Origin of the sequence: Streptomyces sp. AM6-12 (genome assembly GCF_044327085.1) — a bacterium.
Classification (GTDB): domain Bacteria; phylum Actinomycetota; class Actinomycetes; order Streptomycetales; family Streptomycetaceae; genus Streptomyces.
Window position 1 is genome coordinate 322,027 of sequence record NZ_JBIQWN010000003.1, and the last position, 21,440, is coordinate 343,466.

Annotated in this window: 24 protein-coding genes; 9 read left to right on the forward strand and 15 right to left on the reverse strand. The window is 69.7% G+C overall.

Annotated features, from left to right (window positions below; translation table 11 throughout):
• The first annotated feature begins 93 nt into the window (after positions 1 to 93).
• A complete protein-coding gene (locus ACE4Q9_RS34650; protein WP_397988676.1) occupies positions 94 to 789 on the forward strand; it encodes a hypothetical protein in 696 nt (231 codons plus the stop codon).
• Between the two features lie 404 nt (positions 790 to 1,193).
• A complete protein-coding gene (locus tag ACE4Q9_RS34655; protein WP_397988678.1) occupies positions 1,194 to 1,799 on the forward strand; it encodes a DUF6417 family protein in 606 nt (201 codons plus the stop codon).
• Between the two features lie 206 nt (positions 1,800 to 2,005).
• Here the strand turns inward: ACE4Q9_RS34655 and ACE4Q9_RS34660 are convergent, their stop codons facing one another.
• Positions 2,006 to 2,581 carry a hypothetical protein gene (locus tag ACE4Q9_RS34660; RefSeq protein ID WP_397988679.1) on the reverse strand — a complete coding sequence of 192 codons (576 nt, stop codon included), beginning with the start codon at positions 2,579 to 2,581 and terminating at the stop codon, positions 2,006 to 2,008.
• 87 nt (positions 2,582 to 2,668) lie between these two features.
• Positions 2,669 to 3,643 carry a NucA/NucB deoxyribonuclease domain-containing protein gene (locus ACE4Q9_RS34665; protein ID WP_397988680.1) on the reverse strand — a complete coding sequence of 325 codons (975 nt, stop codon included), beginning with the start codon at positions 3,641 to 3,643 and terminating at the stop codon, positions 2,669 to 2,671.
• Between the two features lie 813 nt (positions 3,644 to 4,456).
• On the opposite strand from ACE4Q9_RS34665, the gene ACE4Q9_RS34670 reads away from it, so the two are divergent.
• The gene (locus ACE4Q9_RS34670; protein WP_397988682.1) at positions 4,457 to 4,642 is read left to right on the forward strand and encodes a hypothetical protein; all 186 of its coding nucleotides are present in this window, start codon (positions 4,457 to 4,459) and stop codon (positions 4,640 to 4,642) included.
• On the opposite strand, the gene ACE4Q9_RS34675 is transcribed toward ACE4Q9_RS34670, so the two are convergent.
• From ACE4Q9_RS34675 to ACE4Q9_RS34685, 3 genes are all read right to left on the reverse strand, one after another.
• A complete protein-coding gene (locus ACE4Q9_RS34675) occupies positions 4,626 to 4,817 on the reverse strand; it encodes a hypothetical protein (RefSeq protein ID WP_397988683.1) in 192 nt (63 codons plus the stop codon). The two genes, ACE4Q9_RS34670 and ACE4Q9_RS34675, sit on opposite strands and share 17 nt — an antisense overlap.
• Entirely contained in the window at positions 4,814 to 5,593 is a 780-nt protein-coding gene (locus ACE4Q9_RS34680; protein ID WP_397988684.1) for an alpha/beta fold hydrolase, read from the reverse strand. Before ACE4Q9_RS34680 ends, ACE4Q9_RS34675 begins: the two co-directional genes overlap by 4 nt.
• Positions 5,594 to 6,178: 585 nt before the next feature.
• Positions 6,179 to 6,637, reverse strand: a complete 459-nt coding sequence (locus ACE4Q9_RS34685) for an ankyrin repeat domain-containing protein (RefSeq protein ID WP_397988686.1) — start codon at positions 6,635 to 6,637, stop codon at positions 6,179 to 6,181.
• A gap of 227 nt (positions 6,638 to 6,864) precedes the next feature.
• Between ACE4Q9_RS34685 and ACE4Q9_RS34690 the strand changes: the two genes are divergently transcribed.
• Positions 6,865 to 7,059 (forward strand): hypothetical protein, encoded by a 195-nt coding sequence (locus tag ACE4Q9_RS34690; protein WP_397988687.1) that lies wholly within the window; start codon positions 6,865 to 6,867, stop codon positions 7,057 to 7,059.
• 249 nt (positions 7,060 to 7,308) lie between these two features.
• A complete protein-coding gene (locus ACE4Q9_RS34695; protein WP_397988688.1) occupies positions 7,309 to 7,554 on the forward strand; it encodes a DUF3761 domain-containing protein in 246 nt (81 codons plus the stop codon).
• A 275-nt stretch (positions 7,555 to 7,829) separates the two neighbouring features.
• Here ACE4Q9_RS34695 and ACE4Q9_RS34700 read toward each other — a convergent pair whose 3' ends face one another.
• Both ACE4Q9_RS34700 and ACE4Q9_RS34705 read right to left on the reverse strand, forming a co-directional pair.
• Positions 7,830 to 8,510: an HNH endonuclease family protein gene (locus ACE4Q9_RS34700; RefSeq protein WP_397988689.1), complete on the reverse strand. Its 681-nt coding sequence runs from the start codon at positions 8,508 to 8,510 to the stop codon at positions 7,830 to 7,832.
• Between the two features lie 177 nt (positions 8,511 to 8,687).
• Positions 8,688 to 9,695, reverse strand: coding sequence for a hypothetical protein (locus tag ACE4Q9_RS34705; protein ID WP_397988690.1), 1,008 nt, complete (start codon positions 9,693 to 9,695; stop codon positions 8,688 to 8,690).
• Between the two features lie 363 nt (positions 9,696 to 10,058).
• Between ACE4Q9_RS34705 and ACE4Q9_RS34710 the strand changes: the two genes are divergently transcribed.
• Positions 10,059 to 11,342 (forward strand): ParA family protein, encoded by a 1,284-nt coding sequence (locus ACE4Q9_RS34710; RefSeq protein WP_397988691.1) that lies wholly within the window; start codon positions 10,059 to 10,061, stop codon positions 11,340 to 11,342.
• A complete protein-coding gene (locus ACE4Q9_RS34715) occupies positions 11,339 to 12,370 on the forward strand; it encodes a ParB/RepB/Spo0J family partition protein (RefSeq protein WP_397988692.1) in 1,032 nt (343 codons plus the stop codon). Before ACE4Q9_RS34710 ends, ACE4Q9_RS34715 begins: the two co-directional genes overlap by 4 nt.
• Positions 12,371 to 12,466: 96 nt before the next feature.
• On the opposite strand, the gene ACE4Q9_RS34720 is transcribed toward ACE4Q9_RS34715, so the two are convergent.
• From ACE4Q9_RS34720 to ACE4Q9_RS34755, 8 genes are all read right to left on the reverse strand, one after another.
• Entirely contained in the window at positions 12,467 to 12,994 is a 528-nt protein-coding gene (locus tag ACE4Q9_RS34720; protein ID WP_397988693.1) for a hypothetical protein, read from the reverse strand.
• Positions 12,991 to 13,680 (reverse strand): hypothetical protein, encoded by a 690-nt coding sequence (locus tag ACE4Q9_RS34725; RefSeq protein WP_397988695.1) that lies wholly within the window; start codon positions 13,678 to 13,680, stop codon positions 12,991 to 12,993. The genes ACE4Q9_RS34720 and ACE4Q9_RS34725 overlap by 4 nt, the downstream gene beginning before the upstream one ends.
• Complete coding sequence (locus tag ACE4Q9_RS34730) at positions 13,677 to 14,114, reverse strand: hypothetical protein (protein WP_397988696.1); 438 nt, start codon at positions 14,112 to 14,114, stop codon at positions 13,677 to 13,679. The genes ACE4Q9_RS34725 and ACE4Q9_RS34730 overlap by 4 nt, the downstream gene beginning before the upstream one ends.
• Before the next feature lie 154 nt (positions 14,115 to 14,268).
• Positions 14,269 to 14,829 (reverse strand): WhiB family transcriptional regulator, encoded by a 561-nt coding sequence (locus ACE4Q9_RS34735; protein WP_397988698.1) that lies wholly within the window; start codon positions 14,827 to 14,829, stop codon positions 14,269 to 14,271.
• Positions 14,826 to 15,284, reverse strand: a complete 459-nt coding sequence (locus ACE4Q9_RS34740) for a hypothetical protein (RefSeq protein WP_397988699.1) — start codon at positions 15,282 to 15,284, stop codon at positions 14,826 to 14,828. Before ACE4Q9_RS34740 ends, ACE4Q9_RS34735 begins: the two co-directional genes overlap by 4 nt.
• Positions 15,281 to 15,961 (reverse strand): GGDEF domain-containing protein, encoded by a 681-nt coding sequence (locus ACE4Q9_RS34745; RefSeq protein ID WP_397988700.1) that lies wholly within the window; start codon positions 15,959 to 15,961, stop codon positions 15,281 to 15,283. Before ACE4Q9_RS34745 ends, ACE4Q9_RS34740 begins: the two co-directional genes overlap by 4 nt.
• 409 nt (positions 15,962 to 16,370) lie before the next feature.
• Complete coding sequence (locus tag ACE4Q9_RS34750) at positions 16,371 to 16,727, reverse strand: hypothetical protein (RefSeq protein WP_397988701.1); 357 nt, start codon at positions 16,725 to 16,727, stop codon at positions 16,371 to 16,373.
• A gap of 1,287 nt (positions 16,728 to 18,014) precedes the next feature.
• Complete coding sequence (locus ACE4Q9_RS34755; protein ID WP_397988703.1) at positions 18,015 to 19,016, reverse strand: AAA family ATPase; 1,002 nt, start codon at positions 19,014 to 19,016, stop codon at positions 18,015 to 18,017.
• 376 nt (positions 19,017 to 19,392) lie between these two features.
• Between ACE4Q9_RS34755 and ACE4Q9_RS34760 the strand changes: the two genes are divergently transcribed.
• Both ACE4Q9_RS34760 and ACE4Q9_RS34765 read left to right on the forward strand, forming a co-directional pair.
• On the forward strand, positions 19,393 to 19,917 hold the full coding sequence (locus ACE4Q9_RS34760) for a DUF6262 family protein (RefSeq protein WP_397988705.1): 525 nt from the start codon (positions 19,393 to 19,395) through the stop codon (positions 19,915 to 19,917).
• A 350-nt stretch (positions 19,918 to 20,267) separates the two neighbouring features.
• Positions 20,268 to 21,422, forward strand: coding sequence for a hypothetical protein (locus ACE4Q9_RS34765; RefSeq protein ID WP_397988707.1), 1,155 nt, complete (start codon positions 20,268 to 20,270; stop codon positions 21,420 to 21,422).
• Positions 21,423 to 21,440: the final 18 nt, after the last annotated feature.

Sequence of the window (21,440 nt, forward strand, 5' to 3'; positions counted from 1 at the left end):
GGGCCGGTGAACTTCACGCCGATGCAGCGGATCATGGACATCATCATGCGATAGCGCGCACCACCTGCGCGCTCACATCTCGTTGGGCAGGACATGAAGCTGACTACCGGGCCGGGCGGGGTCGAGGCGCTGGCGGAGGAGGCCGTCGTCGCGGCATGCACACTGGCCGACGCCGCCGACCCGTCGCAGTGGAGCGCGGGCGCGGTGGAGAACGTGGCCGCCACCCTCGAAGTCCTGGCCGGTGCGCTCGCCCAGCTCGATCCGGAGTGCGCGGAAATCCTCTCCGTCGTACCGGCCGCGGCGGCCGCCGTCGTCGAGCGCGCCGAACAGGCCGCAGCCGGGGCGAGCGAGTCCGCCCGCGGCAGAGCTACGACCGGGACAAGCGCGGCACTGCGCCAGGCACTCGCCGCGCACGGCCTGACCCAGGCCCGTGTCCACCAGCTCGGGGCCGCGCTGGTCACGGTGACGCTGGACGCGCCCGAGGCGCAGACGCTGGCCGTGCTCCTGGACCGACGACGCGACGCCCTCACTCGACAGGCGCGGCCGGGGGGCGAGGACGGGTGGGGGGCCGGGCCGGCGGAGACCGCGGCGGCCGCGCTCGCCGATGCTCTCCGCACCCACGGCACCGGCGCGTACGCGCGGGTCCTTGCCTCCGGGCAGGTGAGCGCCGGCCTCACCCCGCAGACCGCACAAGCGGTGGCTGGGGCACTCACTGCCCGGCCCGGCGCGGCATCGCAGAGCACCCGCCGCGGGCTTGGGCCGGGCTTCAGGGGCATCGCCTCACGCTGACTGCCGTGCCGCTCGTTGAGAATGACGAAGCCGATGCCCCTTGGCGAAGGCCCCTGTTTCCACTGGAAACGCTGAACAACACCATGAAAGAGGCCCGCGCTGCCTTCCTGTTGGGCGAGGCCCTCGCAACGCTCACCCCGCGCGATGCAGGTCCTGCCTTCGTGCAGGCAGGGCGATCCGTCCGGGACGCCCAGGCCGTCCAGGGCGGCCGAGCCTTCCAGGACGCCCCGGTCGCCCGGCCCGTTGGTGCCGAACGCAGCGGCGCACCACGACGGTGGCTGCGTCGGTGGTGCGTTTCCTGCAGGCCTGCAGCACGAGCCAGTGATCCTGATGTGTTTTCGCCCGCAGGGGGCTTGCAGCGCCTACCGTCGGGGCGTTGGCTGCGGTGTGAAGGGGGGCGGAGGATGGGCGACACGATGTCCCGAGTGGAGCTCCTGGAGCTGTTCCGTGACGTGGGGCAGGCGCGTGGGCAGGCGTGGGTGCTGTTCGACGATGTGTCTGCGGGGCAACGGCAGGCCGCGGAGGCGGCCGCACGTAGGGGCCTGGTGGAGGTTGCCGACCAGGAGGCGCTCGAAGAGTTGTCCGTGCACGAGGGGCGGACGGTGGAGTGGGCGGCTCGCCTGACCCCGGAGGCGCACGATGCCCTGGTATACGCGCGGACCCCCGCGGTACCGACCCCATGGGCCGAGCCGGCGCAGAACGAGCGGCTGGTCGAACTCCGGCCATCGCAGATGGACGCGCTGCGAAGGTACTTGAGTCTCACCCGGCAGTTGCAGGTGCCTCCGGCCGCCGGGCTGGCCGAGCGAGTGCGTACGGCCTACTTCGACCGGGCGAAAGGCCGCTGGATCACGTGCCTGACCGAGGAGCAGGCCACGTCGGCTGCGTACGCCTTCTTCCTGCATTCAATCGACGGTTCCGTCGCTGAAGCCAACCGCTTCGCCAGGGAGTACGGCACCGTCTACCGCGTGGACGCGTCGACAGGCAGGCCTCGGCCGGCTCGACTCCGGTAGGAGCGCACTCTCCTCCCACCGCCGCGGTGTCGCGGGCGGCGGGCCGCGGGTTGCACAGCGGCCGGTACCAGCAGTTCACCGCCCCGCGCTGGTGACCGGCACACGAGGAGCCTGCGCCCTACCCTGCCGATGCACCGCGCCGCTCTGCCCGACGGCAACGATGTGCTGCGAGCCGGGGCGGGCCGGTTCGTGCCGGGCGAGCGCGGTCATGTCTCCTGGTCGCCATAGGTGTAGGTGTAGTCCTCTACGGGGTTGGCCATGTCCGCGGCATAGTCGGCTCGTGCCTGCCGGTCTGCTTCGCTGATATCCGGGTGTACCGGCGGTGTCTGGGGGGCCGGCCAGAACTGGATCAGGTGCCTCTCCCCGCGGTCGCCGGTGCCCGGCTCAAGGTCAGCGACATGGCAGTACAGACGCATCCGGACCCAGCCGTCGCCATCGGCAGACACCTCGAGGGGGGGGTCCTCCTCGGGCCATGCGTCCCAGAAGTCGCCCTGCCCGATGGTGGCGACGCAGAGGGTGGGAGTGTCGGCGAGCAGGCTCATCTCTTCGGCCGGCTCCCATCCGTCACCACGCTCAGCACCGGGCGGGCTGTCGTGCAGCTGAACGGTCATCCGCAGGGTGCCCGTGTCGGTGGTGGGCAGAACGACGGCAGTGGCTTGCGTTGCGGGGCCGCAGCGCCAGCCGAAGGGCATCTCGGACGGGAACTCGTAGTCGTCGTCGAAGCCGATGAGGTAGCCGTGTTCGCCGAGGTCGACGGTGAACGTCGTCTCGCGGATCAGCATGGGGGGCTCCCTGCAACGGAGAGGGTGCCCCGCTCCCGGGCGTTTGCGGAAGCGGGGCACCTCGTCAGTCGGTGACTTCGTGCGCGGTCAGGCGATCACGTAGAAGGGATCGCCGTCCATGACGTGCATCTTGCCGCGCCAGGCGGTGATGCGTCCCCCCTGGGACTTGTTCTCCTGGACCTTCACCCAGGTGATCTCCCGCTGCTTGGCGGGGAGATGGGTGCCGCCCTCGTAGGAGGAGGCGAAGGGGTACTCGTCGCACGAGGTGCGGCCGGCGCGCTTCATGTCGGGCGGCGCGCTGCTCGGGCACACGGCCTTCCGGTTCGCGTCCTCCTGCTTCTTGTTGATCATCCAGTGCAGCGGCTTGCCGCCGTTGGGGTCGCCGTAGTGGCCGCCGTTGGCGCGGAGCTTGCGGATGCCCTCGTCGATGCGGGCCAGGCCCACCATGCTCACGCCGGTGGGGACGTCCGGGATGGCGCAGCCGGCGCGGCTCGTCTTCGTGCTGCCGTAGTAGTTGTCGCAGCGGTAGACGGCCGAGTTGTAGGTGACGCTGCCCGGACTGTAGCCGGGCTTGGTGAAGGTGTAGCCATATGTGGTCTTCGCCTTCGGGTTGATCTTCTTCGGCGCGATGCTGGTCGCGTAGCCGACGGTGCCGTCGGCCGTGCTGCTGCTGAGGACGTGGCCGTTGGGGAAGTGGACGGTGGCCTTGGTGCCGCCTGCGGAAGCGGCGGTGATGCTGGCGGCGACACCGCTGCCCGCGCCGGTGGTCCGCGCCTTGGAGACGTGGAACTTCTCCGACCAGTTCGCGGAGTTCGCCTTCAGGGTCATCTGGTGCTTGACGTCGAAGTCGACGGTGCCCTCGAGTTCGGGCTTGCCATTGATGATCTTGATGACGTCGACGTGGATCGACACCCACTCGCACTCGCTGTACCGGTTCACCGTGATCTTGTTGATGGTGCAGGTGGCGTTCGCTGCCGGGCTGGCAGCGAAGCCGGACGCCTGGGCCTGGGGCGCCGGGCCGATGGTGACGCGCAGCTGTCCGGTACTCGGCTGGTCGGCCACGGCTGACGGTGCGGCAGCTGTTCCCAGCAGCCCCAACGCCACAGCCCCCGTTGTGAGCAATGCTCTCAATTTCAAGTTGTACCCCCTGTGTTGACCACGACCGACAGGGGTCAGTCCGGTAGTCAACTCCGGCGCGTCCCCGTCGCGTTGGCCGTATCCAAGCACGCCGATGCCCTGATTGCATCCCGTTTTGGATATTTTCAGGCATACGGGGAGGCGAGGGGGCGCGGGACAGCCGGCGAGCAGCGGGCGCACGGACTGCACGCCGACGTGTCACCGCGGTGCGGTGTCCGGCTGTCGCTGGCATGCTGCCAGCGCAGGGCCGCGACCGCCGTCCGGCGGTTGGGAGCGGCGGGCGGCGTATGAGCGGCTGTGTGCCGAGCTCGCGTGGGTGAGCCGCGAGCAGACGGGGGCATGAGGCACGGCCCGCCCGCGTGCTCGGGTTCTGATGAACGTCGCAACGCCCGATGTCAGCGGGTAGGCGATGAAGGACAGAAGGATCTCCGCTGGTGGCTCCGGAAGTGGGCCGGCCTGCGTATCCGGCTCCACACGCTGCGCCGAAACACCTTCGCGTCGGCGGAGAGGACAGGCGCTACCGCCTCGGGGTCGGCATCACGGAGGGAACACCCCTGCGGGCATGGGGAGCGCGTCCCTGCGGGCTTCGCCCGCAGAAGCGAGCCGCAGCGCCGCGGCCGCTCCCGCTTTGCGGTGAAGGGTGCGGGTCGCTTCGCTCACCGCCAGTTGGCACGCGCTCCGCGCCCCGCCAACCGCAGGGCCCCCGGTCGATCCGGTGGCCTCCGCTGCGCTCCAGCCATGAGTGAACAGCTCGACGACGATCGCGCCTCGGCCAACCCGGCGCCAGGACAGGTGGGTGGCCAGGCGGTGATGCTGGTGGACTTCGATTCGCTCGGCGTTCTGAGTCCGTCTGATGCGGTGGTTGGTGTCGGGTCGGGGCGGTCTGACCGCGTCGGTTGTGGTGCTGTCAAGGAAGGGTCTTGATCCACCCAGTGATCATGTCGACGTACTGCTGTGCCATCGGCTCGTGCATGGTGTGCGGCGCGTCGAGGGGAGCGAAGGTGACCGGCTGGCCCGTTGATTCCAGCAGGCGGCGGGCCTGGGCGGCCTGGAGGTCGGTCATCGCGCCCATGAGCTGCCCGGTGTCGGGGTCGGTCATGTGGAAGTGGTGCGTGAGCAGGACCGGAGTTCTGGCCTGGGCAAGCATGGCGGGTGGTCCACTCCCGCGTTCGCGGTGTCGGTGGCCCAGGCCAGGCCCCATTCGGGGTCATACTCCTTCAGGTGCTGCACCGGCGTCGGGGAGGCGCCCGCCTCGGGGTTGCCGTCGCCCATCATGAAGCCGATGCCCGGGTGCAGGAAGGCGGGCAGCTCGGCGGGGGCGGCCTTGACCATGCCGGTCCAGTCACCGATTGACCACTGTGGGCCGAGCCATTTGGCCCACAGCGCGAAGATCGGACCGAGGGTCTGCGCCATGCCGGGTCCGTAGGGCGGGGTGGCCTGGGAGGAGAACAGCGGCGGGTCCTCCAGGATCGCACCGCGGACCAGGCCGGGCTTGCCGTAGGCGGCCACGTAGGCGGTGATCAGGCCGCCGGAGGAGTTCCCGGCCACGATCGTCGGGCGGCCGATGACCAGGTCGATGAAGCGCTCGACGTCCGCACCCCAGATGCCCAGGCTGTACCGGCCGGGGGTCCAGGTCGTGCGGCCCTGGCCGCGCAGGTCGATCGCGAACACCTGGAAGTCGGAGCTCAGCAGCCCGATCGCCTCTTCGTATCCCCACCAGGACTCGCCCTGCGCGGGAACGAGCAGCAGCGCGGGGGCACCGGGGTCACCTTCGGCGACGTAGTTCATGCGGATCTCGCCCAGATCCACCAGTTGCTCGGTGAACCGATGCGGGATGAAGGTGTCGGCGCGGTCGACGGCCTCTGAGATGCCCATGGTCGTACTCCTTGCATGTGCGTCGGGCAACCAGAGCCAGCGGCTGCCTTCGTCATCCTTACTCCGGCCACCTGACGGGCGACCCAAGACGACCGTAGAGGTGCTTCAGGACAGGTGCCGTCCTAATTGCGCCGCCACCGCTCGCTGCCACTTTTGAAGGCACGTTTGGAGTGCGTCGTTCGCGGGTCCAGATCTGCGGGGGTCGTTCTGACGCCGATCGGCGCGCCGCTGGCAGACGGCCTCCGTCCCTTGTCCTCCGGTTCCCGTGTGCGCGATCGCCTCGAGCGAACGGTGAAGCTCCACCGGGTGGTCGAGCCTGAGGGCAGTGGAGTCTCGGCCGGACAGCGCCTCGGCCACCTCCGCGTACAGATGGGCGACGATGTGGGCCGGCGTTCCGGCCAGCGCCGGGAACCGGTCGTACCCGGCGGGAGACTTGAGTGAAGACAAGGTCTCCTGGTCGCGCGCCCCTTCGACGGTCAACGCGGCACTCATCGGGACGGCCAGCCAGCATGAGATGCCGTCACGCTTGGCAGCGGAGCCTATACCCGTGGCACGCGCCCGGAAGTCCACGGCGGCCGGGGACCGTCAAGAGCCAGCCGCGCTGACGTCGGCGGGGCAGCCCCGGCCGACGCCCGACCCTCGGCCTGCGGGAGCAGCAGGAAGATGAGCAGCCACGTCGTGGTTGGCCGTCCGTTCCGCCAGCGCCCGCGGGCTCACGCCATGGCCATTGCCCCGGTCAGGGTCCGCGCCGGCTTCCAGCAGCAGCCGGATCGTCGCCCCCTCGCCCTGCGAACAGAACACCGCCCTCCACAGGGGCGTATCGCCGTGACGGTCCGCGGCATCGACCGCCGCACCCGCAGCCAAGAGGACCTCCACAGCCGATGGATCCTGGGCCTGAGCCGCGAAATGCAGCGGCGTCCAGCCCGCATCGTCGGCTGCCCCCACGTCGGCGCCTCCTGCCAAGAGCATCCGCAGGCCATCCGTGTCCCCACCGGCAGCCGCATAGTGCACCGCGGTCCGCCCCAACCGATCCCGATCCGTCATACCGACCATCCTCACCCGGCTTGACCAAACAGGGCACTCCCCCGTGCTCGCATCGGCACGAGGTGCCCTCCACCCGGCCGTGGGAGGCACCCGGCATTGTCGCTCTCACCGCCCACCTCACGTAGCACCAGGGCCTGCGGGCCGTTTCCAGGGGACGAGGTCAGGCAAAGACCGAGCCAGCTGCCGGCAGCACCCGTACCCCCCCGGAGACGGCCGTTGCGCCCGGCATGAACGAACTGGTCGACCCCGCACGGGACATGCCCGAGCTGTACGAGCCGCGGCTGGCGCTGCTCACCCTCACCGAGGCACACCGTTTGATGGATGTCCTGCAGCACTTCGGCACGACGGACCACGACTGGGGCGCCCAAGCCCGCCACTTCGCGGCCGAGCTCGCCGCCCGCGTGCCCTCACGCGACGCATAGCTCCCGGAACCCGGACCGTGGCACTGGGTGCGGAGTCACCGCGCGGGCGCTGGTCCAGGACCATAGACGTCACGGCTCCTGGTGGGTGCTGGCCGAAGCGGCGAGCTCAGCCCCGGCCTCCTGTCTGATGCCATCTCGCCAGAACTGGCGTACAGGTCACGCAGGTGGTTGAACCCCGTATAGAGTCCCTCTGCTCTTGTTCGACTACAAAGGGGGGTCCCTTTGCGCTCTCGTCTTGCCATCTCAGCTGTGACAGTCGCCGTGGCCGGCGTGCTCTTCAGCGCGCAGACCGCGTCCGCTTCGACATCACTGCCTTCCAAGAACACCGCCCACCACTGCGTCCGGCACACCACCGGAACGTGCGGCTGGACGCACCACCAAAAGCCCAGGGACCAGTACGAGACCGCCAAGTGCAAGGACGCCACACTGTCCTACTCCCGGCACTCCCAGGGCACCTGCTCCCACCACCACGGCGTCCGCTACTGGTTCAAGTAGCCCGCACACGACGCAGGTCGCTACGTCCAGATGCGGAGGTAGCGACCTGCGCAACCGCTGGCGGGCCAACGAACCGATCTTCTGCCTCGGGCGTGGCCCGGCCGTGCTCCTGGTGCTCGCGCCCGACCGGCACGGCTCACGTTCAGCCCTGGATTCCGCTACCTCAACCCTCCGTGCCCGGGTTCCGCGAGCGCGGACCCACTCGTGCGAGCCCGCACAACGGCGAAGCGTGCGCTCATCACCCCACGCACGGCGGCGGCCGGTCGACCGGTCCGTTACCGGGCCAGCGTCACGGTGACCGGAGTGTTGGGGCACTGGTCGAGTTGATCGGCCAAGGCCTCGCTCTCGCCCTCGTCGACGCTCAGGCCCCAACGAGTTTTGTCCGCCACCCAGTCCGACACGTACGTGCACCGGTAACCGACAGCCGACGGCAGCCACGTGGTGGGGTCCTGGTCCGCCTTCGACCGGTTCGACGCGGCCGACACCGCGATCAACGCCCGCAGGTCCCCGAGGTCGTTGGCGTACGCCTCCCGCACGGATGCGGTCCAGGCGTACGCGCCCGAGTCCCATGCCTCGGCGAGCGGGACCAGGTGGTCGATGTCCAGACCGCTCGGGCCGGTGATGTAGCGGTCGTCGTAGGGCGAATACCACTCCCCTGCTGTGAGCTTGCACCTCGCGCCCTGCACGGGGGCGACGACCGCCTCGGCTTTGAGGACCTCGGCGCGGGTGTCGCAGCCGTCGCGGTCGGCGTCGATCCAGTGCTTGAACTTGCTGCGCTCGTACCCGGTGCGGTCCTCCGGCCGGACCGGCAGCTCGGCGAGAGCCTCGCGGACCGGCAGGGTCACCGTCTGCCCTGCCGCGCGCTCGGGCGGTGCGGCTACGGCCCTGTGAACGGCGGCCGGGACGAGTAGCACGGTGAAGGCGGCGGCGACTGCAGCAGTTCGGGCGAAGCGCACGGGAAGGTCCTCTCGAAGGATCACAGAATTTCCGTGATCTTCGTAGTGGCTTCAGTCGGCGGCTCGCCCGGGAACTTCAGCGGCTCCACCCGATCGGGCGGCAGACCCTAGCGGCCCCCACAGTGTCCCGCCCGCTCAGGGTGAGTTTGGGCAGCCTTCCCTGGCCGAAAGGAGCTCTCAGTAGGGGCCGAGACGGCGCGATGCGCTGTGGACTCGCCGCTCCACTGCTTCGGCGATCGCCTGGTAGTCAGGATCGCAGGTGCTCAGCTGCAGTTGCTCGTAGGTGAAGGTGGTGAAGCGGAGTTCGATGAGACCTGTCCGAGCCTCGTCCTCCAGGCGGATCCAGTTCTCCATGGACTCTGGTGGGTAGATCGCATCCAGATGGCGGGCGGGGGAGACAGGCAGCCCGAACTCAGCGTCCGTGATTGCATCGATCAAGTCTTGCTTGACGCGCCGGGTGCCAGCTCGATGGATGATGTCCAGGCACCAGCGCACCGGGCCACTGCCCTCGTACCCGTTGATGGGGAGGCCCTTGTAGCCGGTGACAGCGTCGGCCGCGGTGAGAGTGTGGAAGGCACCGAGCCGGCGCAGCAGCCCACTGGCGCTCCACGCGCCGGCCCGGAACTGCCGCGCCCACTCCCCCGTGTTCCACTGATGTTCGAAGGTGATCTCTTCCGTCGACCAGTCCTCTGATCCGCGCCACAGCACCTTCCACCCGAGCTCCGCGAGATGTTTTAGGCCTTCGTTCTCCGCGCTCCTCCATACCTCGCGGTGTGGGCCGGTCAGCCAGGCCGAGGTGCGCTGGCCGGCCAGGTGCAGCTCCACACCCCTGGTTGTCCACTGCTTGATCCGAAGGCCGGGGACACCGTGGACCTCACCGCCGGGCTCGTAGCAGGGCAGCAGGTACGACAGCAGCCTCTTGACGCGCTGGGCGCTCTCGACGACAAGTTCAATGGTGTCAGGCTGCGGACTGACGCTCCGAATGCCGAGGGGGTAGGCGGTGAAGTCGCTGTCCGATGCGAGGAGTTGGTAGAAGAGATCGGCCTCGAATTTCCGCTGTTCGTCGCAGTCTGCGGCCGGGATGGGCGGTTGGCCGGGACGGAGAAGGCTACGGGCCCGCTGGTAGTGCTCGTTCGTGTACTGCTGACGCCGGGTAGCGAGTCGGCTGAGCTGGTCCCTGCGCATGAAAGGTCCTGGTTCTCCGTACCAGTCGGCCCTCCGGTACGGGGATAGGTCCGTCAGCCGGGTTGTTCGTACGCGCGGCTGCGGTGTGAAGCTGAGCTCCTTCGCATCCCGTGGATGAACGCCGGTGGGCCGATGGCGTTCAAGGGAGCACGGCCTTGCCGCTGCCGTTTGAGGAGCAGCGTAGCCAACTCGCGGTTCCGGGTGGGTTTGGAGTCACTCGATTGCGGGAGCACCTCCCAGCGTTCGTTACCTGCCTGTGACTATTCACGGCGTGAAAAACGACGGTGGGTCAAATGGGTGAAATGGCCTGATCGCTGGCACACCGGGTGCCGTTGGCATCTTCATGGTCAGTAAGGTGACGTCATGGCTTCTCCATACCCTGACGGAGACCGGGAAAAGGTGGCGTCGAAGCTTCCGCCCGCGCTCCAGCAAGAACTGAAGATCCGTTGTGCCGAGCTCGGTCTGGACATCCAGGATGCCGCCACCGCGGCCGTCATCAACTGGCGCACCAGTGACCGCTCGGGTGTTGACGTCGATACGTCGGGTGCGAGGTCGTTCTCAACTTGGCTGCCTGCGGGCATGTATGACGACTTCAAAGCCAGCTGTGCTGAACGCGGCGTGTCCTACATCCAGGGCCTCGCACAGAGCATCCGGGCCTGGCTGACCGACAACCCCTCCCCCAAGCAGGCCGGTCTGCCCGCGGCGCCGCGCCGGATCATCGTCTGCAACCAGAAGGGCGGTGTCGGCAAGACCACGATCTCCGCGGGAATCGCCGAGGCGCACGCCGAGCCGGAGGGAATCGGTGCCAAGTGTCTGCAGAACTTCGTGGATGCCCTGACCGAAACTGAGCTGGAGCGGCTGAACCGCACCCGTGAGCAGCTCTTGGCCCTGGTCGCCGACTACACCGCGGGCGGAAAGCGGGTCCTCCTGGTCGACTACGACCCGCAGCTTCACCTCAGCAACCAGCTGGGCATCCCCCCCATCGCTGTTGGTGAGGACAGCCTGGTCACCCACATGTCCGGCGACGCCCAGGGCGACATCAAGGACATGCTCGTAGCCATCGACGACCCCAGGTTCGGGGGCCGGCTGCATGTCCTGCCGGGTACGCGTGAGGCATTTCTGCTGGACTCCAAGCTGGCGCTGACGGCCGCCCAGTCCCGAGGTTTCCAGAAGGAGATGGCACTCGAGCGCGCCCTGCACCCGCTTGAGCCCGACTTCGACGTCATCGTCATCGACTCTCCGCCCAGTCTCGGGCTCAGCATGGACGCCGGCCTCTACTACGGTCGCAGGCGCCCGAACGAGAAGCCGGGCCACTCCGGAGTGCTCATCCCCGTACAGTCCGAGGACAGCTCAGCCGACGCCTACGAGATGCTCATCGAACAGATCGAGGACCTCGAGACCGACCTCCATCTCGAGATCGATCGGCTGGGCATCGTGGTGAACCAGTTCGACAGCCGCCGCGGCTACATCGCCACGTCCTCCCTCGAGGAGTGGCACAACATGGAGAACGACAAGGTGGTCGCTGTGATCGACGACCTCAAGGAACAGCGCGAGTCCGTCCGGCTCAAGCGCCCTCTACTGGCCTACGTGCCTGAGAGCAAGCAGGCGAACATCATGCGAATGATCGTGGCAGGGGTCGGCAAGTGAGCAAGAAGGACCAGCTGGGGCGTGGGTCCTCGTTCGGCAGCACATCCCACCGCAGCGCACGCAGGAACGCGATCAACGAGACGATCAACAGCGGTGCCGGCACTGCGGATCTGACCGATCTCCCCGTCCCTGCCATCAGCGACAACCCTGACAACCCCCGCAACCACCTCCGCAATCTGGAGCACACCATCGAGTCGGTGCGGGAGGTCGGCGTCATCCTGCCGATCGTGGTCGGCACCGTCGACGCGTACGTCCGCAGCCGGCCCGACCGCGCGGACGATCTCGACTCCGGCGCGCAGTACGTGGTCATCGACGGTCACCGGCGCCTTGAGGCAGCCCGGCAGGTCGGCCTCGCGACCATTCCTGTGCGTGTCGATGACGCACGGCTGAGTACCGACGAGAAACTCCTGGAGTCAGCGTTCATCGCGAACTACCACCGCGAGGACATGACCGACCTCGAGGAAGCCCACGCGCTCAAGCAACTGGTCGACTACTACGGAGGTTCGCAGACCAAGGCATGTCGGCGCCTGTCGATGTCGGCCTCCACGCTGTCGAGCAAGCTGTCCTTGCTCAAGCTGTCCCCCGAGCTTCAGAAAGACCTGATGACGGGAGCACGCAAGACCGAGCACGTCCGGAATCTGTCCAAGCTCTCTCCGGAAGCCCAGAAGGCCAAGGCGGATGAGAGGGCTGAAGCTTCGAAGCGCCGGGCACGGAGTCGGCAGCAGCCTGCGCCCGAGGTCTCTGATTTTCACGGCGTGAAAAGTCACAGCACGGTAACGGCCGATGCGTCCAGGCCATTGCCGCCCGCAACGGACGAGCAGGAGGCGCCCGCGGAGTCGATCCCCGAGCCGCGGGGCGCGGACAATCGCGATGGCCAGCAGGACCAATCAGCAGTGAAGAAGTTCCCGTACCACGACGGTGTCGAGGCCGGAAACCTGATCCTGTTCAAGATGCCCCCCGAGGAACGCGACAAGGTGTGCGACATGCTGCTGCGTGACCGGGAGAGGCGATCAGCCAACGCCGGCTGACGTAGCTGCCGCCTCACCGCCTGGCCAGGAGCCCTAGAAACGCAGAAAGGCCCGTCCCAAATAAGGGACGGGCCTTCGCTGTTCACACGGCACCCGTCAGGCTGCCCAGGTTGCAGGCGCGCCTTCGTCGGGGTTGGGGACGCTGGCGCCGGCCGCCGGTGCGGCGGGGTGTCGCATGGCGGTGATAGTGCTGGCGCCGGGTTCGGTGGGCGGCGCCCACACGACGCGCCAGGTGCCTTCCCGCTCGCAGCCGCAGGGGTGGTCGGGGTGCGGGTGGCGTAAGAAGACTCCGTGCGTGTGGACTGCGCGTGGGATGCGGGGGATCAGGACCGTGGGGTCGTCGCCGGGGTACAGGTGGAGGTTGCGCCAGCCGTGGACGCGGTCCATGAATGCGGTGGCTGCCTTGATGATGTCGGCCCACTTGTGGTGTCCGAGCAGGAGGAACGCTCCGGGGTAGGTGTCGTCGCCGTTCGGGGCGCCGATGCCGGCGACGTACAGGCCGCGGTATTCGACGAACCCGTGGTCGGCCGCGTCCTCGCTGCTGGGGGACCAGAGACATTCGGCGGGAACAGTGGTGCCGTCGTCGGCTTCGCTGGTCTCGATCTCGTACAGGGTGGTGGTCACTTGGCGGTCACTCCTTCGACTGCTGCGGCCAGGAGCCACACGGCGTCGGTCTCGTACGGGTCGGCGAACTGGTGGTAATCGCTGACGTCGAACGGTGCGTACCGCACGGAGACGCGGTGTCCGGGCACGAGGGTGGTCTCGCGGCCGTCCAGCGCGGCGGTGATTCGGTCGTGGTCCTGCTGGGCGTGCCGGGTCTGGGTGTACGGGCCGACATGCAGCAGGGTGTAGCCGTCGAGGCTGTCGTCGCGTTTACGGGCCTCGATGTAGAGGGCGTAGCAGGCGGGTTCCATGCCGATGTCGTCGGGCACGGGCAGGCCGGCGGCGGCGTGGGTGAGCATCGCGTAGCCGGGCTGCCAGAAGCCGAGGATCTTGGTGGTCTCGCAGCGCAGCCAGCCGCGTTCGGTGTAGCCGAGCTGGCGGCCGTGGAGGTAGGCGCCGGCGTGCGGGGTGTCGGGGTGGACCAGGGCGACGGCGATCATGTCGGGGCCGTGGTCGTCGCCGGGCCGGGTGTGTGCGCGCTCGATGAACGGGCCGACGCGCACGGCGATGTCCTTGCCGGTGCTGGGTGTCCAGGGCTCGGGGTTGCGCAGAGCGGTGAGCATCGCGCGGAACTGGTCGACGACGGCCTGGTCCTCGGGCGTGAGGGTGCCGGAGGCGAGTTTGCGGCGGCGGAGGCGACGGATCATCGGGCGTCCTCCTGTTCGGTGTTGGCGGTGCGGGGGTCGGCGGGTGTCTTGAGGACGCGCGGCAGATGGACGTGCAGGTGCTCGACTACGACCTCGCGGCCGCCGTCGCGGAGTGCTCGGGCAAGGAGTTCGGTGAGTCCGGCTGCCCTGTGCCTGCCGCCTGCACAGCCGATGGCGATGCGGCGGGGGCCGGCGGGCAGGTCGGCGTAGTCGGCGAGGTTGGCGAGCAGTTCGCGGGCGCCGGGGGTGTTCAGGACGACGTCCTGGACGCGGGGGTTGAGGCCGTCGAGGTCGAGGATGTCGCGGGCGGCGGCGGGGTCGCGGAGCCGGTCGCGGACGTCTTCGATCCGGTCGGCGGCGGGCGGGACGGGGGAGCCGTCCGGGCCGGTGGGCAAGTGCAGGTAGCCGAACGAGGTCAGACGGATCGGGCGCAAGGGTGAGCCTCCTGCTCGGTGGTGAGGGGTGGGACCACACGGAGCGCCGCGCCCGGCCGGGAAGGGCGGGGCGCGGCGCTCCCGGGGTGGTGCTACTGGGTGGTGATGTCGGTGACCACGAGGAACTGGTCGGTGCGCAGGTGCATCACGGTGATCACGCGGCCTTGCCGCTGGCGACCAGCGCCAGCACGCGCAGGTTGGACGCCGCCTGCGCCGGGGTGATCGGTTCCTTCCAGCGGTTGTACGGCGCGGGCCGGTTGGGGATGGCCTCCAGCTCCAGGCGGGTGAGTGCGACTTCGCGGGCGGTCGGCGGCACGGCGCGGGCCTCGCGGGCCCGCTTCCTGCGGAGCCGGTCCTGTTCGGCGACCACGCCGACCCAGTCCTCACCGAGCCGGGCCACGAGCTGCTTGCGAAGCTGCGTGCGGTCGCGCTTGGTGGTCGCCGCCCACACTCCGGTCTTCGTCAGGGCGGGGTTGGCCAGCGCCCACTTCAGGCAGTCCTTGACGATCGGGCAGCCGGAGCAGGCGTGCTTGGCCTGGGCGAGCGCCTTCTCGCGGACGCGGGGGTCCTGGTCGGTGTGGGGGATGTCCTCGATCTGGAACAGGCCGGGCTCCTTGCGGCAGCGCAGGACTTGGTCGGTCTCGGGGAAGGGAATCCGGTCGTCGGCCGCGATGAACGTCGGCGGCTGCGGGACGCCGGTGCGGGTGCCGCTCATGAGGTGCCCTCCGGAGCGAGGTGGGGGAGCTGGAGAAGAACCTGGTCCACGAGGTCCTGCGGTGGGCGCCACGGCCCGAGCTGGCCGTGCAGCCACGGGAGGGGCAGCGCGAGCTCCTGGACGTCGGAGAGGACCAGGTGGAACACGTCGGCCTGCGCCCACTTCGAGCACGGGGCGGGGCCGGCGGCGTCCTGGTGGCAGTCGGTGAGGCGGGCGACGCCGATGACGGCCCGGGTGGGCAGGGCGCGGCCGCGGATCGCGGTGGCGACCAGCGGATCGCGCATCGGGGCCCGCTCGGTGGCCTGCCCGGCGTGCAGCAGCAGCCAGCCGCGCCAGGACCAGGGGACCGGGCGGTTCTCCACGTCTTTCCCGGCGAGGATGCAGGTCGTCCAGGGCTGGCGGATCGTGATGCCCCGGATCCAGGTGCCCGGGTCGGTGGTGGGGGTCTCGCTCATGCGGCCCGCCTCAGGGTGTGGGTGCCCGGACGTCCGGGGCGGCGGCCGTTGATGGAGGGGACCGTGGCGTGCTGCGGTCCGGCGAGGACGGCGCGGCCGGTGTGCTTGCCCGCGTACATCGCGGCGTCGGCGGCCCGCTGGAGCACGCCCAGGTCCGTCGTGCCGAGGACGTCGGGGGAGGCCGCGCCGATCGACGCGGTGACGTCGACCAGGACACCGTCCTCGACCTGGGCGGGCTGTGCGAGCAGCTGCGTCAGCTGGGCGAGACGTAGCTCGCGGCGGGCCCGACCGATCCGGACCGCGACGGCGAACTCGTCGCCCCCGAGTCGGCCGACCGCCCCGCGGCTGCCCGCCCACGCGGTGAGGCGCTGGGCGGTGACGGCCAGGACGCAGTCGCCGGCGGCGTGTCCGCCGGGCCCGTCGTTGATCTGCTTGAAGTGGTCCAGGTCCACCAGGACGACCAGGGCGGCGTCGCCGTACCGGTCGGTGATCTGCCGGGCCTTGGCCGTGTAGCCGTCGCGGCCGCGCAGCCCGGTGAGCGGGTCGCGGCGGGCGGCGGCGAGCTTGCGGTGGAGGCTGACCGCGTGCACGGTCCAGCCGGTCAGCGGCACCGCGAGGCTGGTGATGTACAGGGCGCGTTGTCCGGACGGGACGTGTACGCGCGCGATGGAGGCCATACTGGGGGCTCCCTCTCGTCTTGTACGGGATGGGTGGCCCGAGGCAGGCGTCGGTTTCCACACCTGGTGCGCCTGCCTCGGGGCGTATCTACAGCACGGAGCTGCTGGTGCTGGTCCAGCTGAACGGGTTGGACCAGCGGCCGGCCTTCGCCGCCCCGCCAGTTCAGCTCCCATCCGTCGCGGACCCCGCTCGCTCCCCAGCCGCCGTCCTGGCGGCCCAGGTTGGCGAGCCCGGCCTTCCGCGCGGCGAGCGCCGCGTCGTAGACCTGGTGGGCGCGGGCAGGGCGTCGCTGGGCGAGGTGGCCTGGCCGGTGAAGACGTGCAGCCCGCTCACCGAGCGGGTGCTGTCGTGTATCGGGACGTCTACCTCGTAAAACTGCGGCTGCGGTCGCTGGTCGTGACCCGGCGCTCAGCGGCCGGGCGCGTGGGCGGCCGTGATGCGGACGGTGTCCGCGAGCAACACGGTCAGCTCGTGGCCGTGGCCGACGGCCTCCTCCAGGCGCTCGATGAGCTCCGGAGGCAGGCCGCGATTGCGGGCACCGGTCAGGACGCCCTCCAGGTAGAGGACGTCGGCCAGGACGCGGCCGCGGACGTCCAGAACGCAGGGCTGCACGGTGAGGACGTCGACGTTCTTGGCGGTCGCCAGCTGTGCGTGGTCGGCGGCCTCGGTGTACGCGGTCTCGGTCTGCTCGGTGAGCAGCGCGTCGACCTGTGCGGTGTCGCCGTAGGCGCGGCGCCAGCCGAAGCGGGCGGCTGAGGCTTCCATGAGGGAACGGCGGGCGAGGGGCACGGTGACCTCCGGGGAGGGCCGGTCGTCCGGTCTCGGCTGACCGGACGGACACCGCACGGCCCCGTCGCCTGCCTGGGAGGCGGTGCGGCGGGGTCGTACGGAGAGCGTCCGGTCAGCGCTGGGGGCGGCGCAGGATCGTGAACTCGGTGCAAGTGCCATAGGTGCGCGGCATGACGCTCATCTCCTCCCGCTGTCCTGGGGGTTGAGGGGCCACCGCGACCGCCCCGAGCCCGGCGGGTGCGGGTTCGGGGCGGCACGGAGAGCCCGTCAGGCAGCGACGAGGCGGGGGAGTCGAGGCCGGTGCCGCGGAGGGCGTCCAGGACGTACGCGTCGAGGCGGGCCTGGTGCTGGGCGGCGACTGCGTGGCCGGTGGCGCGGCCGTAGGCGTAGCTGTACGCGTACATGCTGGCGTCGGTGTCGGCGAGGGCCTGGTCGACGGCGCGGCGCGCGAGGTGTTCGATCCAGGTCTGCGCGGCGGACTCGCGGCGGGCGTGCGATGTCGTGAGGGCCACCGACTCTGCCCACCGTCCGCTGCCGCAGGCGCGGCCGCCGCACTGCGCCCAGTTCCACTCACGCCGGCGCATGCCCTCGGGGTCGGCGTCCCAGTCCGCGGCCCAGCGCACGGCCTGCTCGGGGATCCGCTGCTGGACGACGTCCAGGACGTCGCGGCCGGCGGCGCCGAGCGCGCGGTGGGCGTCGGTCTCCTCGAGGACGCGGATCCGGTGGGAGAGCAGCCGGTAGGGGTAGTGGCGCTGTCCCCAGTTGCCAGTCTCGCCTAGCGGCTGGACGATCCACAGCCGTACGGGCCAGGTGATGGGCCAGATGCCGGTGTCCTCGAGCGCCTCGCCGACGCGCTTGACCATGCGGAAGTACGAGAAGGGGCCCTCGTCAAACCACTTGTTGAGGCAGGGCGCGGGGTGGTCGATTACCTCGCCGACGGCTTCGGCAAGGTTGACCGGCGTCCCGGTCTGGCGGCTGAGTTCGATGGTTCCGTCGGCCGGGGTGGCCATGTACCAGGTGACAGGCGTGCGTGCCATGCGGTCCTCCACCAGAGGGCGTTGGCGGCCGGAGCCGCTCATAACTGGACGGTGATGGTGCGCGGGCTGTCCGCGCTGGTATGGACGGTGCGGCGGTGCGCGGCGAGGCCGGCGGTCCCGCCCTGGATGGGCAGGTGGCAGTCCGGGCAGCCGTGTCACCACTCGTCCCCGGCCGGGAGTTCGGCCGGGGTGAGCGGGTGCGGGTGCGGGCCGTCGGCGGCGCGGCTCACTCGCGGACCGCGGCCGCGAACTGTTCTTCCAGATCCGCGCGGCCCTCGGGGTCGTCGTCCTGGTCGTGGTCGTCGGCCTCCTGGTCGATGTCGTCGGGTCCGCCGTGGACGGAGCAGACTGCGTCCGGGTGCAGACCGGTGTCGCTGGTGTGCGCCTTCCACAGGTCGGTGACCGAGAAGACCGGCTGCCACGCCGGGGCGTCGCAGCCGTCGTCGTACGGGCAGCCGACCAGCAGGTCGAAGCCCACGTCGCCCTCGCCGTCGACGTCGGTGCGCAGGGCGAGGACCAGGCGGTCGGGCCCGAGACGGATCTCGCCAACGCGGTCGCCGCCGGCGAGTGGCGAGTTGTCTCGCCACCGCCACAGCGGCAGTACCTCCGCGCCGAACATGCGGCGGACCAGGAGCAGGCCGCCCAGGCCGTCGCCGCCGTCCCAGCCGAGCTCGCGGCGGCGGACGTCGCTGGCCCGCTTGAGGAGCGGCTCCAGGCGGTGAATGCTGTCGGCGAAGACGATGTGGTCGAAGCCCTCGCTGCGCAGCTGCGGAAAGGCGGTTACGGCGTCGGCGTGCTGGCGGCGTACGACGTCCTCGGGCACCGCGCGGTCCGGGGTGCGGACGGCCTGGCGCTGCACGCAGACGCCGGCCGGGGTCGCCACGAGCAGCGCGACGACGTGTACGCCGTGGGCGCGGGCGAGGTCGATGAGGCTCTTGCGGACGCGGGCGTCGGTGTTCGTGTCGCTGATGACCGTGGTGAGCTGGCGGGCCATGCGGGCCTTGAGGGCGGCGTGCATGACGGTGACCGCGGCCCCGGTCGCGGACTGGTCGCCGGCGTCGTCCGCGACCATCGCCCGGAAGGCGTCGAGCTCCAGGACCTGGGTGGCGGGCCAGTTGCTCGCGAGCGTGCTCTTGCCGCTGCCGCTCGCCCCGATCATCACGATGAGCGCCGGGTCGGGGATGGTCGTGTCGAGCGGCTGCGTGGTGCCGGTGAAGGTGGTCTTCATGCGGATTCTCCCTGCGGGTCGAGGGCACGGGTGGCGTAGTAGGTCTGGAGACAGGGCTGGGCGGTGGCGACCGAGGCGCGTTCGCGGTCCAGCCGGGTACGCGCCTCGGTCGCCGGTCGCCGGTCACCGGCTGGTGGCCTTGGTGGTGGCGACCAGCGCGGCGACCGTTTCCCAGCCGTGGTGCCAGGCGGAGTCGAGGTGGAAGGCCCCGTTGATGCCGTAGCCGGCGCGTCGAGACCGACCTCGACGGGCTCACCGACGACGAACGTGAGCAGATCAAGGAGGCCACTCGGACCCTGCGCAAGACCCGCACGGTCTCCCTCGGCATGCCCGGCATCCGGCCCCCGGAGCCGAACCTGCGGCTGGAGCGCGACGCATGACCGCATCACCAGACCGCCTTGCCAAGGCGCGGGCTGCGGACTCCGAACGCCGTCGGTCCCGAGTCCTCAAGGCCCTCAACCAGCTCGCCGCCAACGGCGAGGAGATCAGCGTCTCTGCGGTCGCCCGCGCGGCGGGTGTTCACCGCAGCCTGATCCACCGTCACGGCGACCTGCATGCGGCCGTCCTCGCCCGCGCGGCCGAGCCCCCGCCCGGCGCGACGGCGGGCACGCAGGTTAGCCGCCAGTCGCTGCTGGCCGACGTCGCGAACCTCACGGCCCGCAACAGCCGCCTGTCCGCGCACATCACCCGGCTCGAACGGCGCCTATCCGAGGCACTCGGACAGGCCGTCTGGGAAGCCTCCGGCCTCGGCGCCCAGGCAGACGTCGAAACGCTCACCCGCCGGATCGCCGAGCTAGAGCAGCAGATCCTCGATCTTCGCGCGGAACTTGCCGAACGGGACGAGGATCTCACCGCCGCCCGGGCGGCCAACCGCGAGCTGACGACCCAGGTCAACTGCTAACCGTGCCGTCGTCACCCCACCACGGATCTGGTTGGTCAATGCAGGGCGCGTACGGCGTCGCTGAAGTCGCGGTGTCGCCCGGCAGTCGGACCGGCGAGCCACAGCACCTCATCACGATCGGTTTCGACGTATCCGTCGGCGCCGTATGTGAACAGGCCCCGCAGGAAACCCTTGAGGGTCCGTCACCACGGATATCCGAGCTCACGGCTACCTGCCGTCACAGCTCGATCACCAGATCGTTAATCGAACGTTTAGCACACGCTGTGAAGCTCTCCAATCGCACACAAGGGAGCGCGAAGTCTTCGCGCCATACCCGCGCCACCCCCAATCAGAACCCAGAAGGAGAGCACGTGCAGTCAAGGAGATCGAACCTCTCCCGCACCGTCGGCTCCCGCCGCGCCAGCGTCAAAGCTTCCCTCGCCGCTGTCACGCTGGTCGCCAGCACCCTCGCCGGTCTGACCACGTCGGCAGTTGCCGCCGACACCCCCGGCAACCCGGCCCCCCTGAGCACAAAGCAGCGTTCCGACCTCGCCGAACAACACCTGAGCATCGGTCGCACCAGTGGCGGCCAGGCCGCCCTCGTTAACAGCGCCCTGGCCGACCGGGGCGTGACCTCCACGGCCGCCCCGGGGGCCGTGACACTGTCCTGGAAGCCCTACACGGCCAACGCCCGCTACACCATCGTCCGCGGCGAAACCCCCCTCACCACCACCAAGCCGGGCCAGGCCACTTTCAAGGACACCACCGCCACCGCTGGCGCCTCGTACGAGTACCGGATCATCCCCCAGCTCAAGGGCGACACCTCCGCCGCCCGCACCTGGGGCCTCACCGTCGCCGTTCCCAAGGTCAACCACGGCGAGACCGAAGCGGCAGCTGTCCAGCGCACCGCCACCGCCCAGGCCGCCAATGCGTCGGCCACCACCACCCTGACGTGGACGACGTTCATCCCCGACAAGTACATCAACCAACCCATACCCAAGGCGTGCCAGTACTGGGGCACAAAATACGTCTACGGCGGCGACAACCGCGGCTTCGACTGGAAGAGCTCCAGCTACCGCACCTCCGAGTCCGCCGTCATCACCTGGAACAGTCACAAGGTCGACGGATACACCTCCGTCAAGGCCACCCACGTCTACAGGAAGTCCAACCACAAGCTGGTCGCCACGAAGACCGCCAGCGCCAAGGACATGCAGGTCAAGAAGCTCGGCGCCGGCTCCGGATACGCCGACATACGCATGGTGACCCACGCCACCAACCCGTTCTGCGGCGGCATCGCCAAGATCAAGGGAGCCATCGACGGTGCCCTGACGTTTCACATCACCCGCGGAGGCTGGGAAATCCGCTCCGGCAACCATCGGCAGATGCCCAACCACGAGATCTACATCTACAACGGTGGACACGTCACCTGGGTCCACAAGAGCAAGTACGCTTCCCCGCTGTGCCTCGTCGGCGCACTGACCTGCGAGCTGATGAACCTCACCGGCTACTACGGCACGTACAAGTAACCCTCCGAGCATGAGGAA

Excerpts from the sequence above, each read along its gene's own strand:
- ACE4Q9_RS34735 (WP_397988698.1), bottom strand. The coding sequence starts at position 14,829 with ATGAGCGGCACCCGCACCGGCGTCCCGCAGCCGCCGACGTTCATCGCG.
- ACE4Q9_RS34670 (WP_397988682.1), top strand. The coding sequence starts at position 4,457 with ATGAGTGAACAGCTCGACGACGATCGCGCCTCGGCCAACCCGGCGCCA.
- ACE4Q9_RS34750 (WP_397988701.1), bottom strand. The coding sequence starts at position 16,727 with ATGGAAGCCTCAGCCGCCCGCTTCGGCTGGCGCCGCGCCTACGGCGAC.
- ACE4Q9_RS34660 (WP_397988679.1), bottom strand. The coding sequence starts at position 2,581 with ATGCTGATCCGCGAGACGACGTTCACCGTCGACCTCGGCGAACACGGC.
- ACE4Q9_RS34680 (WP_397988684.1), bottom strand. The coding sequence starts at position 5,593 with ATGGGCATCTCAGAGGCCGTCGACCGCGCCGACACCTTCATCCCGCAT.
- ACE4Q9_RS34710 (WP_397988691.1), top strand. The coding sequence starts at position 10,059 with ATGGCTTCTCCATACCCTGACGGAGACCGGGAAAAGGTGGCGTCGAAG.
- ACE4Q9_RS34685 (WP_397988686.1), bottom strand. The coding sequence starts at position 6,637 with ATGACGGATCGGGATCGGTTGGGGCGGACCGCGGTGCACTATGCGGCT.
- ACE4Q9_RS34740 (WP_397988699.1), bottom strand. The coding sequence starts at position 15,284 with ATGAGCGAGACCCCCACCACCGACCCGGGCACCTGGATCCGGGGCATC.
- ACE4Q9_RS34690 (WP_397988687.1), top strand. The coding sequence starts at position 6,865 with ATGAACGAACTGGTCGACCCCGCACGGGACATGCCCGAGCTGTACGAG.
- ACE4Q9_RS34755 (WP_397988703.1), bottom strand. The coding sequence starts at position 19,016 with ATGAAGACCACCTTCACCGGCACCACGCAGCCGCTCGACACGACCATC.
- ACE4Q9_RS34675 (WP_397988683.1), bottom strand. The coding sequence starts at position 4,817 with ATGACCGACCCCGACACCGGGCAGCTCATGGGCGCGATGACCGACCTC.
- ACE4Q9_RS34705 (WP_397988690.1), bottom strand. The coding sequence starts at position 9,695 with ATGCGCAGGGACCAGCTCAGCCGACTCGCTACCCGGCGTCAGCAGTAC.
- ACE4Q9_RS34655 (WP_397988678.1), top strand. The coding sequence starts at position 1,194 with ATGGGCGACACGATGTCCCGAGTGGAGCTCCTGGAGCTGTTCCGTGAC.
- ACE4Q9_RS34725 (WP_397988695.1), bottom strand. The coding sequence starts at position 13,680 with ATGATCCGTCGCCTCCGCCGCCGCAAACTCGCCTCCGGCACCCTCACG.
- ACE4Q9_RS34745 (WP_397988700.1), bottom strand. The coding sequence starts at position 15,961 with ATGGCCTCCATCGCGCGCGTACACGTCCCGTCCGGACAACGCGCCCTG.
- ACE4Q9_RS34650 (WP_397988676.1), top strand. The coding sequence starts at position 94 with ATGAAGCTGACTACCGGGCCGGGCGGGGTCGAGGCGCTGGCGGAGGAG.
- ACE4Q9_RS34760 (WP_397988705.1), top strand. The coding sequence starts at position 19,393 with ATGACCGCATCACCAGACCGCCTTGCCAAGGCGCGGGCTGCGGACTCC.